The 13,124-nt window shown below is 55.3% G+C and carries 11 protein-coding genes; 4 read left to right on the top strand and 7 right to left on the bottom strand.

Annotation, left to right across the window (positions count from 1 at the left end):
• The first annotated feature begins 127 nt into the window (after positions 1 to 127).
• On the top strand, positions 128 to 2,458 hold the full coding sequence (uvrB, locus tag B7364_RS09145; protein ID WP_085339691.1) for an excinuclease ABC subunit UvrB: 2,331 nt from the start codon (positions 128 to 130) through the stop codon (positions 2,456 to 2,458).
• Between the two features lie 314 nt (positions 2,459 to 2,772).
• On the opposite strand, the gene rpmG is transcribed toward uvrB, so the two are convergent.
• From rpmG to B7364_RS09115, 5 genes are all read right to left on the bottom strand, one after another.
• Positions 2,773 to 2,940, bottom strand: coding sequence for a 50S ribosomal protein L33 (rpmG, locus tag B7364_RS09140; RefSeq protein ID WP_085339690.1), 168 nt, complete (start codon positions 2,938 to 2,940; stop codon positions 2,773 to 2,775).
• Between the two features lie 69 nt (positions 2,941 to 3,009).
• Complete coding sequence (locus tag B7364_RS09135; protein WP_157893622.1) at positions 3,010 to 4,161, bottom strand: MFS transporter; 1,152 nt, start codon at positions 4,159 to 4,161, stop codon at positions 3,010 to 3,012.
• 11 nt (positions 4,162 to 4,172) lie between these two features.
• Positions 4,173 to 4,925, bottom strand: a complete 753-nt coding sequence (locus B7364_RS09130) for an NUDIX hydrolase (protein WP_085339688.1) — start codon at positions 4,923 to 4,925, stop codon at positions 4,173 to 4,175.
• Between the two features lie 138 nt (positions 4,926 to 5,063).
• The gene (locus B7364_RS09125; protein WP_085339687.1) at positions 5,064 to 7,631 is read right to left on the bottom strand and encodes a TonB-dependent receptor; all 2,568 of its coding nucleotides are present in this window, start codon (positions 7,629 to 7,631) and stop codon (positions 5,064 to 5,066) included.
• Between the two features lie 261 nt (positions 7,632 to 7,892).
• The gene (locus B7364_RS09115; RefSeq protein ID WP_085339693.1) at positions 7,893 to 8,822 is read right to left on the bottom strand and encodes an isopenicillin N synthase family dioxygenase; all 930 of its coding nucleotides are present in this window, start codon (positions 8,820 to 8,822) and stop codon (positions 7,893 to 7,895) included.
• A gap of 183 nt (positions 8,823 to 9,005) precedes the next feature.
• Here B7364_RS09115 and B7364_RS09110 point away from each other — a divergent pair, with 183 nt between their 5' ends.
• The 3 genes from B7364_RS09110 to B7364_RS09100 all read left to right on the top strand — a co-directional run bounded on the left by B7364_RS09110 (position 9,006) and on the right by B7364_RS09100 (position 10,564).
• Positions 9,006 to 9,458, top strand: a complete 453-nt coding sequence (locus tag B7364_RS09110; RefSeq protein ID WP_085339685.1) for a hypothetical protein — start codon at positions 9,006 to 9,008, stop codon at positions 9,456 to 9,458.
• Complete coding sequence (locus B7364_RS09105; protein WP_085339684.1) at positions 9,458 to 9,694, top strand: helix-turn-helix transcriptional regulator; 237 nt, start codon at positions 9,458 to 9,460, stop codon at positions 9,692 to 9,694. Before B7364_RS09110 ends, B7364_RS09105 begins: the two co-directional genes overlap by 1 nt.
• A gap of 120 nt (positions 9,695 to 9,814) precedes the next feature.
• Complete coding sequence (locus B7364_RS09100) at positions 9,815 to 10,564, top strand: glutathione S-transferase family protein (RefSeq protein WP_085339692.1); 750 nt, start codon at positions 9,815 to 9,817, stop codon at positions 10,562 to 10,564.
• Between the two features lie 34 nt (positions 10,565 to 10,598).
• Here B7364_RS09100 and B7364_RS09095 read toward each other — a convergent pair whose 3' ends face one another.
• Both B7364_RS09095 and B7364_RS09090 read right to left on the bottom strand, forming a co-directional pair.
• Positions 10,599 to 11,489: a LysR family transcriptional regulator gene (locus B7364_RS09095; RefSeq protein WP_085339683.1), complete on the bottom strand. Its 891-nt coding sequence runs from the start codon at positions 11,487 to 11,489 to the stop codon at positions 10,599 to 10,601.
• A 92-nt stretch (positions 11,490 to 11,581) separates the two neighbouring features.
• On the bottom strand, positions 11,582 to 12,628 hold the full coding sequence (locus B7364_RS09090) for a glycosyltransferase family 4 protein (RefSeq protein WP_085339682.1): 1,047 nt from the start codon (positions 12,626 to 12,628) through the stop codon (positions 11,582 to 11,584).
• Between the last annotated feature and the right edge of the window lie 496 nt (positions 12,629 to 13,124).

Here is a 13,124-nt window from a genome sequence, read left to right as displayed (position 1 = left end):
AACCAATACAAATCTCAATTCCACAACTGACTTGATGACAGGGCAGCAAAAAGGTCTCCAGACTTTGGGTGTTAGGAAGTTGACTATACCCCTACCCAAATCCCGATATTCCCCCTATGTTCTCCTGATGGCGCGTCCCCCTTCCTCCCGACCTCGTAAGCCCAATGCTCATCCCACAACGGATAAGATGCAGGCGTGGGAGAACATCAAGAAGTTGCGGGCCGAGGCCGATGCGTTGGATGAGCCCAAGCCCAATGCGCAGGTGGTAACGGGGGTTGAGTTTGCTGGCGACCCATTTGTCTATGATTTTGACTATAATGTCCTTGATGCGCGCGGCAGTGCAGCACCACCGGCTTGGCAGCCCCATCGCCCCACGCTTCCAGAGAAATTTGAAGGTGGGAAGCGCTTTGAATTGATGAGCGATTATCAGCCCGCCGGCGATCAGCCTGCCGCCATCGAGGCCTTGTGCCAAGCGGCACAGGAGGGCGAAAAGGATCAGGTGCTGCTGGGCGTCACCGGTTCTGGCAAGACCTTTACCATGGCCCAGGTCATCCATCGGTTGCAGCGTCCGGCTCTGATCCTTGCCCACAATAAGACCTTGGCCGCCCAGCTCTATGGCGAGTTCAAAAGCTTCTTTCCCAATAATGCGGTCGAGTATTTCGTCTCGTATTATGATTATTATCAGCCCGAAGCCTATGTGCCGCGGACCGACACCTACATTGAAAAAGAGAGTAATATCAACGAACAGATCGACCGGATGCGCCATGCGGCGACGCGGGCGATATTGGAGCGCGATGATGTGATCATCATCTCCTCGGTTTCGTGCATTTATGGCATTGGCTCGGTCGAGAGCTATTCCTCCATGACCTTTGTGCTGAAGCCGGGCGATCGGGCTGATCCGCAAACGGTGACACGCGATCTGGTCGCTCTGCAATATAAGCGCAATGATCTCTATTTTGCGCGCGGTAATTTCCGTTTGCGCGGCGATGCACTCGATATCTTCCCGGCGCACTATGAGGATCGAGCGTGGCGTGTTTTGTTTTTCGGCGATGAAGTTGAAGCCATCCACGAATTTGACCCGCTGACGGGCAAAAAGACGGCCGACCTTGAGGCCATTAAAGTCTATGCCAATAGCCACCACACTACCCCGCGCCCAACCTTGAGCCAAGCGATTGAGAAGATTAAGGCCGAGGCCAAGGCGCGCGTGGAATGGTTTGAAAAAAATGGCTTGTTGATTGAAGCTCAACGTCTCAAGCAACGGACAGACTTTGACCTTGAGATGCTGATGGCGACTGGGTCTTGTGCCGGGATTGAAAACTACTCCCGCTATCTGTCGGGCCGCAATCCGGGTGAGCCCCCGCCAACCATGTTCGAATATATACCCGACAATGCTTTGGTGTTTGTCGATGAAAGCCATGTGACCATTCCTCAGATCGGCGGGATGTTTCGGGGCGATTATAGCCGCAAGAAAACCCTGTCGGATTATGGCTTCCGCTTACCCTCCTGCATGGACAATCGGCCGCTGCGGTTTGAGGAATGGGACGCGATGCGCCCTCAGACCATTTCGGTGTCGGCCACACCCGGCCCATGGGAGATGAACCAGACGGGCGGGGTGTTTGTCGAGCAAGTCATTCGCCCAACGGGCCTGATCGATCCCCCGGTTGAGATTCGGCCGGTGACAGGTCAAGGCTTTACTCAGGTCGATGATTGTATCGCAGAATCGCGTGCGACCATTGCACAAGGCGGGCGCGTTTTGGTGACGACTTTGACCAAGAAAATGGCCGAAGACCTCACCGAATATATGCATGAGCAGGGCTTGAAGGTCCGCTATATGCACAGCGATATTGATACGGTCGAGCGCATTGAGATCATTCGCGATCTTCGCCTGGGCAATTTTGATATTCTGATCGGGATCAATCTATTGCGCGAAGGTCTTGATATTCCAGAATGCCAATTGGTCTGCATTCTCGACGCCGATAAGGAGGGCTTTTTGCGCTCGGAAACCAGCCTCGTGCAGACGATTGGCCGCGCCGCGCGCAATGTCGATGGTCGAGTGATCCTTTATGCGGACTCCATTACGGGCTCTATGCAGCGCGCCATCGATGAGACCGATCGCCGTCGCGCCAAGCAAATGGCATGGAACGAGGCCAATGGCATTACGCCCCAATCGATTCGTTCGAATATTCACGACATCCTCAACAGCCCCTATGGCAAGGAAGGTGTTACGATTGGGCTATGTGCTGACGCCGATGCTACCGCCAATGTGAAGGGCAAAAGCAAGGGAAGGGGTAAATCTGAAGCACTGCCTGAGGCAGGCGCTGCGGGCCATAACTTCAAAGCAGCCTTGGCCGACCTTGAAAAGCGGATGCGGGCCGCTGCTGCCGACCTTGAGTTTGAAGAAGCCGCCCGCCTGCGCGATGAGATCAAGCGGCTGGAGCGCTTGGAGCTTGGCATGTAGGGTGCGCGGCTAAAGGAATAGGCGCTCTAGACACTAGCATCCCCGCGAGAGCCTAGCGCAAAGCGGGCGCTTCGTGGGACTGTGCAGCACAAGATCTGGGACTTGGCTTCACCGTCCGGGATGAAAGTGCTCAGGTTACTTCCATCCAAAAGGCATTGGTGCGGCCGCTGCCTAAAATAAAACCCTCCAATCTGCACAGCCATAGCATATGAGCTTGCCACAGAACGGGGGATAGATTTAGTCACACAAACCAAAAAGCGCGCTCTGGAGGTCCAAAGCGCGCCTAACAGGCTAAGCTCACACGTGTGAGAAGCTTACTTAATTTTGCCTTCGACAAACTCGACATGCTTGCGTACGACAGGGTCATACTTGTTCATGCGCAGTTTTTCGGTCTTGGTGCGGGCGTTCTTCTTGGTCACATAGAAGAAGCCGGTGCCAGCAGACGAGTTCAGGCGGATTTTGATAGAGGCCGGTTTGGCCATGATAAATCTCCCGCGGTTGCGGTATGGGTGAAACTGAGGGGGCGCTTAGACCCTAAACCGAGCCAAAGGTCAAGACTTTCTCTGCGCTTGATGCTGTACAGCAATCGCCAGAATAGGCGTCAGCGCCATCACCGCCAGCCCGGCCAGAAAGCCTGACGGGCCAAGGGTTTGTAATAGCGTGCCCCCGGCCAAAGGCGCAATCAATTGGCCCACCCCATAGCTTCCGCCATAGGCGGCGTTGGCACCGGCCAATTCGGTTTTGCCAAAGCGTTCGGCAAGGCCCATGAGACCCAAGGTGTAAAAGCCTGTGACGCAGCCAGACCATACAAAGCAAATGGCATAGGCCTCTATCGGAGACCGCACCGCCATTAAGAGGAAAGGGCCAATAAAGCCGATGATGGCAACCCCTAAAAGCGTACGTGTGCGTCCATAACGGTCTGCCAGCACCCCAATAGGGCCTTGCAGCAAGATATTGCCGAGGCCGCTGGCAGCAATCAAATAACCCGCGGCGGCATCTTCAAAGCCGACTTCGCGCACCCAGAGAGGAAAGAGGTTGAAGGCGCTGGTTTCAATGGCACCCATGGCAAAGGCCGGCACGAACAGGGCAGGGGCGATCATCAGGCGGGCAAGTAGGGCGGAAGGTTTCGCCTCGGCCCCCTCGGGCCGAGTGGCAGCCGGTGTCTTGAGCAGGAAAAGGGGCAGAGTGGCTAACGCCATGATCGCAGCCCCTGCATAGGGCGTTGCGGGGCCCTGGTGGCCCAATTGCGCAATTACAAAGCCCCCAATGCCGAAACCACCAGCGAATGTGGCAGCATAAAGCCCCAACAATCGGCCGCGCAAATGGGCCGGGGCAAGTTCCAAAAACCAAGCCTCTGAGGCGACGAAAATAATGGTGAGGGAGGTTGAAAAGCCAAATCGGATCGCGGTCCACACCCAAATATGATCGGTCATCGGATAGAGAAGGAACATCAGGCTTGAGGCCAAAAGCCCACCACCCAGGATGGCTTTCACGGGGAAGCGGCCCATCAACCAGGGCACCACGGGCGTACAGAGTAGGCCAGCCAGTCCTGCAAATGTCATCAGGAAGCCGACCTCGGTAGCCGACATGCCGGTATCGTCCAGCGTGAGGGCGAACAAGGGGGCATTGATTGCAAAGCCGACAGCGGCAATCAAACCGCAGCTGAGCGCCGTGCCAATCCCGGCCCAGGTCGCAGGGGACATGCGCACCTCGCTCATAACCGGTCCATCTGCGGGCCGGTACGACCCCATCGTAAAAAGGCTGGAGCATGGGGCTTGTCTGGGGCCTGAAGACGGGCTTGGACTTCGCCTAGAATGAAGCGGGTCACATTGGGCAGATCCAAGCCAAAGGCCTCTTCCAAGCTGAACCAACGCAAGTCTTGCATTTCAGCGCCATCGCGGGCTGGCCGCAGGTCATAGAGGGCCTCTTGGGCATTGGCGATGAAGAAGCGCGCATCAAACCGCTTATGGCGTTGAGGAGGGGTAATGGCACGGGCAAAGAAGTGCAGTGCGCTGAGGTGGGGCGCGATGCCGGCGGCGGCATAGCTGGTCCAGCCTAAATCAGTCGTGCGCAGCTGCATGGTGCCGGGCTTGCCAATCAACAGGCCTGTTTCTTCCCAGGTCTCGCGGATGGCCGCCAAGGCAAAGGCGCGCGGATGACGGGTCTTATTGGCCTTGGACAAATCTTCCGTGGATTGAGGGGGAAGCTCGTCATGGGTCGGGATGAAGCGATCCGAACGGTCGACCTTGCCGCCTGGAAAGACATATTTGTCGGGCATGAAGCTATGACCACTTGCCCGCCGGCCCATCAGGATTTTGGGGCCTGATTGGGTGTGCTGGATCAAGATCAAAGTTGCCGCATCCTTCGGACGCGGTGCGCGCACGGGTGCGTTTGGACGACCAGCCTGATAGGGCATGTCCCGTTCTGCGGATGGATCGAGGGCAAGGAGGTCAACGGAGTGAGTCATGGCAGATGGGTTTAGGTTGATTGGCGCAAATGGGAAGTCCCCATCCACTTTGAGTTTGCTGCGCGGCCGCTTTGACCCATAAAAAAGCCCCCAACCCGAAGGTTGAGGGCTTCCATATCACTCTAGGTCAGCCAGAGCTTACCAGATGTATTTGGCCGACACACCATAAGTGCGTGGCTGGCTTGGATAGCCAGACACCGTGCCCGATTGAGCCACACCGGCGAAGATGGTGGTCAAATAACGGTCGTCGGTGAGGTTACGTCCCCAGACGGTTAGTTCCCAGCCATTGTTCATTGTGTACAAGATACCACCGTTCAAGGTGTTGATCTCGCGGGTGTAAGGCGTAGCTGCAGCGCGATTGCCTTCCAGACCGTCAGCAATCTGGGTTTCGCCTTCGTGGAAGAAGTCAGCCCGGAAGGTCAAACGTTCGCCATTTGCCAGCGGCTGCACATAAGTGGCCGAGGCAGAATAGGTCAGTTCGGCAATGCCTGCTGGTTGAACACCAGACAAGTCGCCGAAGGCGCTTTGCTTGAAGTCGTCATACAACGGATCGAGATAGGTCATGGCAAACGACAAGGTCAAAGGCCGGATTGGGCGATAGGTTGCATCGAATTCTACACCCTTGGACGATTGGGTCCCTGCGTTGGCCAACTGGAAGCCCGTGCCGGTGAAGACGTTGGACTGGAAGCCTGCAATCTCTTGGTCGAACAAGGTCAGGTTGAATGCGCCCTTGGGGAAGCGCGCCTTCACGCCGATTTCTGAAACCGTTGGTTCTTCAGGGCCAGCAAAGCGGGTGCCGGTGCTGAGGTTGGTCACAGCCAGACCCGCATTACGGATTCTGGATGGGGCTGGGTTCAGGATTGGGTTGCCTGGGATGAAGTCCGCAGCGAATGGACGGGAGTCACGCGACAGGTTGAAGGAGGTCGCCTTAAAGCCAGTTGCATAGCTGGCGTAAGCATTCCAATTGTCGTTGATTTCCCAAGCCAGACGGAACGAATAGGTCGTCTTGGAATCGTTGGTCTTGCCGCTTTCCACCGCGTTTGGAATGTTCAAGAACGGGGGCTGGAACTGCAAGGCGCGCAGACCCAAGAATGGGTTACAGGTTGGCAGACCTGGAGGCTGAACGGCTGGGCAAGGGGTGCCAGCAACGCTACGTGCCACGGCTGCCGCATTGGTTGCGCCAATGACCGGGGTCAACGCATTGGTCAAGAAACCTGCACCGAAGGCATTGAGGTCGAGACCCGAGAAGGTGTCGGTGCTTACAATATTGATGCGGGCTTTCTTGATATCGTCGGTGTAGTTGAAGCCGGCGGTCAAGGTCAGAGCTGGGGTGATCTTGTAATCGATCGTCCCGAAGAGTGATGCAGCATCATTCTTCATGCCCATGTCTTCGGTGGTGCCAGTGCCTTGGCGCTGGAAGGTGGTGCCCACAGGCAGACCCAAAGCATTTTCAATCAAGGCCAATGGCGAAGATGCGCCACCCGTCAGACCATTCGCATAGGCGCGGAAGTCTTTCTGATAGACAACGCCTTGTTGCTGGTCGATCTCTTCCTTAAACAAATAGCCGCCCAACAAGAAGTTCAGCGGGCCGTCATAGCTCGATGCCAAGCGGAATTCTTGGGTCAGTGTGTCGATCGAGAAGCGGTTGTAGGCGCTGGCCAATGCGGCACTGGTAAAGTCGATATCGCCGTCGGAGAAGTTCTTCGAGTTGCGATAAGCCGAAATCGAGGTGAACTGCCACTTGCCGAAGTCATAATCGATCTGCAGCGAAACACCTTGGTTGGAGATTTCGTTGATCGGCGCAATTTCGGACTGGACTTGGTCAGAGAAGGGGCTGTTGGAGACGATTTTGCCGCCAATGCCGCGGATGATGGCACCAGTTGGGCCGTCCTTCACGTTGACAACGGCGCAGCACAATTCTTCCAGATGGTCATAGTCGACAATAGCGCGGACCTTCAATTGGTCACTTGGCTTGATGACCAAATCGCCGCGGATGTAATAACGGTCGCGGTCATTGATCTTCTTGCCGATGGCCAAATTGTCGACATAACCGTCGCGCTTGTTGAGGCCAAAGGCGATGGAGCCTGCAGCATTTTCACCCAAGGGGCCCGTGACGTCTGCTTTGGCGACAATTGCGTTGAAATTGCCATAGCTGACTTCAGCCGAACCCCCATATTCAAACTTAGGTTCGCGGGTGACGACCGAGATCACGCCAGCCGAAGCATTCTTGCCGAACAGGGTCGATTGTGGGCCACGCAATACTTCGACGCGCTGCAGGTTTGGCAGGTCATTGATCCCTGCAGCTGCGCGCGAGCGATACACACCGTCGATGAAGATTGCGACCGAAGGTTCGATACCGGCATTGTTGGCACCATTGCCGAAGCCGCGAATGATGAAGGTTGCGTTCGACGAACTTTGGTTGGTGCTGACGCGTAGCGAAGGAACGAGCGTTTGCAAGTCGTTCAAGTCACGCACTTGCGCCTTGCTGATTGTATCAGCGGAGGTAACCGACACAGCAACCGGGATGGATTGCAGCGTAGTCTCGCGCTTGGTTGCCGTCACGATGACGACTTCTGGTGCTTGATCGGGTTCTGCTGCCGCGGGCGTGGTCTGGGCCTGCGCAACGCTTGCGAAGCCAATGCTGGCCAAGCAGATGGACGAAAGCAGCGCAACTCGGCTGATCTTTGAAGTGGTGTTTGAACGCATGTGTGTTTCCCCAAAAGAATTTTTTTGGTCCAAACCCAAGTAAAACCGGGGATTGGCCTTTGGTGTCCGAAGATTCTTACATCTTGGTCTGGCTTATCGTTAGACTGCTCGCTTTCAACCTGCAACACATGCGAAGCGTTTTTCCGGCTCTCGACTGCAAGCCTTCCAGAGTGTTGCCAGAAAGGCGCAAAAATCGAGGTGTTTTTGCCCTAAAGGCCAATGATTTAGGCTGTTTTGGTGAAGTGTCTTAACAAATGGTAACTAGGCAAGCTTAATTTCGCGAAGCCTTTGTTCCAGAAAATCCTGTGCATTGATGGGTTCATATTTGATGGGGCCATTCATCGGCAGGGTTTCGATCAAGACATCGGGGGAAAAGTGCAGGAAAAATGGCGAAGAATAGCGGGCGAAACGGGCGCGCTCGGGCTCTGGATTAATCACCCGATGCACCGTGGAGGGCAATCGGTCATTGGTGAGGCGTGCCAGCATGTCGCCAATATTGATTACCACGCAGCCCTCAGGGGCCGTAACCGCCTGCCACTGGCCTGATTTATCGAGCAATTGTAGGCCAGGTTCTTCAGCGCCCAAAAGAAGCGTGATCACATTGATGTCGCCATGGGCACCTGCCCGGATCGCGCCGGGCGTCACATCAGGGCCAAGGGCGGGATAATGCAAGGTACGCAGGATCGAATTACCTTCGTCAACCTTGTCGTCAAAATAACCCTTTGGCAGTTCAAGATAGGTGGCAATGGCCCGCAAAATGCGTTTGCCCAAAAGGTCAAAGTCCTCAAACATCGCCTTTTGGCTGCTATCAAAGCCTTCAATCTCTGGCATGGGGACATTGGGTGGCATCACGCTGGAAAAGCGATGTCCGTCTGGCAAGTCTCGGCCTTGGTGCCAAAACTCCTTCAGGTCGGCGATGGTGTGATCCTTGGCGGTTTCTACCCCAAAGGCGGTATAGCCGCGCTGGCCCGCGCCGACAGGCGACCTATAAGACTTCTTCACATCCACTGGTAAGGCAAAGAATGCTTTGGCTTTTTCCAAGGTGGTGTCGATGATTTTCTGATCGACCCCGTGGTCGGCCACGATGGCAAAGCCGAACGCCTCAAACCATCCGCCCAATTCTTTCGAAAACCCCGCAAAGTCGGTGTCATAGGTTTTCATCGATACGGGTTTGATGACTGAATCTGGCATGAGGGTCTGCTCCAACACGGCCTTGGCTTCTACGGGAGGGGCAAGGAAAGCTCAAGGCGTCAATGCGTCTCAGGCTGAATGGGATGGCAAAATGTATAACATGTTCGACATGTCTGGATCAGGCGCTTAGGCAGGGAGGTGTAAAACATTTTGTACATTTTGCTACTATGAAAGGTCAGGGTCATGACGCTTACAGAAAAGAAAGCAGGCATATCCCTTCTTATCACCCTTGCTATCTTCGCTTATCTTACCAGCAATATGATAGATGGATGGTCTATCCCCGACCAAGAAGCACGTCACATCTGGCGCACTTGGTTGTTTGTTTTAGCGCTTGGAACCATTGGCGAAACTGCATTGCACATGTGGGCAAATAGCCAGCGCGAGCGGGGCGCCTTAGAGGATGAGCGGGACAAGCAGATCGTCGCGCGGGCAGATCACCTGGGACTTTATGTCGGATTTATCGCAATCAATGTTCTGATCTGGCAAGTCCTCTTGCAATCGACCTATCCAACCCCTGCCCAATGGACTTTGAACGTCCAGCATTTGCCAACTTTGTTTTTTGTATTGATGGCCATTTTGTTTCTCTGTCACGGGGTTAAGCAAGTGATGGTACTTGTGTTGAGCCGAACTTCCTAATGGCTGTTACTAAGGGTCGTGTGCTCAATCAGATCCGCCAGCTCCGAATACAAGCTGGCCTCACCCAACAGGAATTGGCCAATCTTGTGGGGGCAACCCGTCAGACCATTCTGGCGATTGAAGCCGAGAAATATGCGCCGTCATTGGAATTGGCTTTTCGCATGGCTCGGGCACTGTCGGTGCCGTTTGAAACCTTGTTCCAATTTGAGGAAGAAGAGCCAGGACCGCGAGATTGATCTGATTGGTGAGTATTTCGATCAAGCTCTGTTGGATATTCTCCGCTTGCGCTTATGATGCAGGCACCCGACTTGAGGCTAACCGGCGCAAGTCCCGGGTCATCACATAGGAAGATGCTCATGTCGCAGCCCACACAAAACCCCATCGAACTTTATTATTGGCCAACCCCAAACGGGTGGAAAATCTCCATCGCTTTGGAAGAAATGGGGCTGCCGTATGAGATGAAGCCCGTCAATATTGGCAAGGGTGAACAATTTGAGCCAGCTTTCCTTGCCATCAGCCCAAATAACCGCATGCCCGCCATCATCGATCCGAACGGGCCAGATGGCCAGCCAATTTCGGTTTTTGAGAGCGGGGCCATCCTGCAATATCTTGGTCGTAAGACGGGCAAATTCTACCCCAGTGACGAACGGGGGCGGGTAAAGGTCGATGAATGGGTCATGTGGCAAATGGCGGGCCTTGGCCCCATGTCCGGTCAAGCCAGCCACTTCCGTCTCTATGCACCTAATCTGGTTGATGATCCAAAACTGATTGAATATGGCCAGACCCGTTATACCAATGAAGTCAATCGCTTGTATGGCGTGATGGAGCGCCAATTGAAAGAGACGCCTTTCCTTGCTGGTGATTATTCCATTGCCGATATGGCCTCTTATCCTTGGGTGCGTGGCGCGAAACTTTTTGGCCAGAATCTGGATGATTTTCCCCATGTTAAAGCGTGGTTTGAGAAGATTGACGCCCGCCCTGCCGTCATCGCGGGCAATGCGGTTGGCGAGGCCCTTCGTAAGCCCGCTGGTGAGCAATCCAAGGAAGACATGAAGGCCGCCGCTAAATCCTTATTTGGCCAAACTGCCGCTGTCACCAAGACCTGACGGACAGAATTGGGCGGGCAGGGGCTAGGTCGCTTCAGCCCTTCCAATTCACCGCTTGCTCCAGCAAATATTGCCGGAAAGCCGCAATCCGCTTGGAGCGGCGCAAATCTGCGGGATAGATAAAGAAGACGTCGATATTGGGTCCATCGGTTTCTGGGAAGATACGCATGAGCCCGGTATCGGCCTGGGCCAGATAATCAGGCAGACCACCAATGCCGAGGCCGGCAACCACCGCCTTTACGAGGGCTGAAACGTTATTAATCGTCAGCGCTGCTTCGCGTGGACGGTGCTCTTCCCGACCCAAGGTGAGGGCAAAGTCCAGCACTTTCATGGGGTCGCCCGCGCGTGCGCCATAGGCGATAACGCGGTGATTGGCCAAATCTTCGGGCGACTTCGGCATGCCATGCTTGGCGACATAATCGCGTGACGCATAAAGCGACGTGGTGATGGACAGGATTTTGCGCTGGATCAAATCGGCATGGGTGGCTTCCCATAGACGGATCGCACATTCGGCTTCCAAAGTCGTCAGATCGAGTTCGCGGTCGTCCAGCAGGAGGCGCAGCGACACGTCTGGATAGGCATCCATAAAGCCGCCCAATCGCGGCGCGAGCCAAGTTGCGCCAATGCCAATCGGGGCGGTGACGATGAGTTCACCCTGCGGCCGATCACGCGCATCTTTCAAGTTAGACTCAGCAACCGCCGCGATGGTGGCCATTTGGCCGGTTGATTGCTGCAGCACTTTGCCGGGCCCAGTCAGGATTAGGCCGCGGGCATGGCGGTGAAATAAAGGTACGCCCAGACCATCTTCCAGAGCAGCAATTTGCCGGCTGACGGCCGATTGCGAGAGGCCGACTTTTTCGGCAGCCGCGGTCAGGCTGCCCGTATCGGCAGCGGCGTGAAAGGTTTTGAGCTTGTCCCAATCCATGGCTTAACCTGACTTAGTTTGCGGGTCCCGTCCAGCCGTTTCCATGCGCCTGAGACCTATGATTTGTGTACCTTTTTTAGCGAGACTGGCCATTACTCACCAGCCTGCTTTGACAGGAGCGCCAGATAATGGCCCCGCCGATGTTCAAGGATAAGGATCAAGGGCAGTAAGCACAGGACAAAGCCAAGGCAGATAAGGGTATCACTGGCTGTTGATGCCCGCACCGCAACCACGCCACACAAGGCGCTCCCCAACCAGTAGAGCGAGGCAACATGGAGGTGCGACTGGCCGTTCCGAATAGCCAATTGATAGACATGATCGGCATGGGGCATGAGAAGATTGGCCTTCCGCCGCGCCCGCCACACAAGGGTTAGAAGAGAATCTGACAAGAGAGGCAGGAAACAGGTTGCAACCGAAAGCGGATGAACCCCCATCGTGCCCGCCCACGCCCCGAGTGTTCCAATGGTGAGGCCAACAAACAGAGCTCCGGAATCGCCGGCAAAAATGCGCCCCCCCGTTATGTTCCAATAAAGAAAGCCCGCACAAGCCAGCGCGCAGATCAGCCCATAGCCTGTTACCAAAAAGGCTGGATTATTCTGGGTGAAGCTGAAAAATCCGCACACGACACTTAAGAAGATGAGGCCCACCATGCTGGACCCGATGGATAGGCCATTGGCCCCATCCATAAAATTCACCACATTGACGATCACCAACAGCCACATGAGCGTTCCAAGCCCGCCCAGCACAGGGCCTAAATGCCAGCTCATGCCGTCCCACAAGGGAAGGACCTCAAGGCGGGGACCAAAAATCACAAATCCCAAGGCGAGCGTCAGCAGGATCAAGAGTTTGATTTTAGGGCCTAGGGCTGCCCGATCATCGAAAAACCCAAGCAGGCCGCCTGCCAGCGAGATGGCTAGACACAGGGCCATGTCAGGCGTGACATGTGGAAGCCAAAGGTAGAAGACGCCAAGCCCGGCTAAGGTCCCCGCCATAATGCCAATACCGCCCGAACTGGGGGTTGGAGCGCGATGGAGTTTGCGCTCAGCATCAGGCACATCCGGGATCGCCCACACCATCATCAAGCGTGTGGCAATCCACGCAACCAAAAGGGCTATGAAGCACGCAACAAGGAAGTTCATAGCCCCACTCTAACGGCAGCCAACGGGCAGGGGGAAGGCTTGCGTATCACCAAATGCAGAAGGCCCCCGATTGGCTTCCTGCTTAGCCATGCATTTTTGCAGCCCTGCTTAACCATCTCGACCCTTTTTATTCGCCAAACCCATCCCTACTTAGGAGTTGCAGCGAGCCTCCGCTGCCGACACATGATTTGGCCCGTCTTTGACGCCAATCGGTGTCTCCTCCCCCAAGAGGCCGCCTCAAAGGGCCACATTCTCACTGGATGCGGCCTCTTTTTTTGCTCTGACGCACGCTGAAATGCCGTGCGCTCATGAAATCGCCAGAACCTGTCATGCATCCCCGCCAGAACAACGTGCAGAGCAGGGCTTCCGCGATTTTTCGGCGCTGGTCTGGGGCTCGGCTAACGCCATTGTATCAAGATTTGTTCGTCTAGACCCATTTTGGTGGAAACGCTGTTGCGCCAGATGCGCCGGGTGATCGACACTGGCAACACCGCCG

This window comes from Aquidulcibacter paucihalophilus, assembly GCF_002105465.1.
GTDB classification, from domain to species: domain Bacteria; phylum Pseudomonadota; class Alphaproteobacteria; order Caulobacterales; family Aquidulcibacteraceae; genus Aquidulcibacter; species Aquidulcibacter paucihalophilus.
Note: the sequence above shows the minus strand (reverse complement) of the source record. Positions and strands in the feature narration are given on the sequence as shown.

What these genes read in the sequence shown, in the direction of transcription:
- rpmG (WP_085339690.1), bottom strand. Translation starts at nt 2,940, where the DNA reads ATGGCCAAACCGGCCTCTATCAAAATCCGCCTGAACTCGTCTGCTGGC.
- B7364_RS09105 (WP_085339684.1), top strand. Translation starts at nt 9,458, where the DNA reads ATGGCTGTTACTAAGGGTCGTGTGCTCAATCAGATCCGCCAGCTCCGA.
- B7364_RS09130 (WP_085339688.1), bottom strand. Translation starts at nt 4,925, where the DNA reads ATGACTCACTCCGTTGACCTCCTTGCCCTCGATCCATCCGCAGAACGG.
- B7364_RS09125 (WP_085339687.1), bottom strand. Translation starts at nt 7,631, where the DNA reads ATGCGTTCAAACACCACTTCAAAGATCAGCCGAGTTGCGCTGCTTTCG.
- B7364_RS09100 (WP_085339692.1), top strand. Translation starts at nt 9,815, where the DNA reads ATGTCGCAGCCCACACAAAACCCCATCGAACTTTATTATTGGCCAACC.
- B7364_RS09110 (WP_085339685.1), top strand. Translation starts at nt 9,006, where the DNA reads ATGACGCTTACAGAAAAGAAAGCAGGCATATCCCTTCTTATCACCCTT.
- uvrB (WP_085339691.1), top strand. Translation starts at nt 128, where the DNA reads ATGGCGCGTCCCCCTTCCTCCCGACCTCGTAAGCCCAATGCTCATCCC.
- B7364_RS09090 (WP_085339682.1), bottom strand. Translation starts at nt 12,628, where the DNA reads ATGAACTTCCTTGTTGCGTGCTTCATAGCCCTTTTGGTTGCGTGGATT.
- B7364_RS09135 (WP_157893622.1), bottom strand. Translation starts at nt 4,161, where the DNA reads ATGTCCCCTGCGACCTGGGCCGGGATTGGCACGGCGCTCAGCTGCGGT.
- B7364_RS09095 (WP_085339683.1), bottom strand. Translation starts at nt 11,489, where the DNA reads ATGGATTGGGACAAGCTCAAAACCTTTCACGCCGCTGCCGATACGGGC.
- B7364_RS09115 (WP_085339693.1), bottom strand. Translation starts at nt 8,822, where the DNA reads ATGCCAGATTCAGTCATCAAACCCGTATCGATGAAAACCTATGACACC.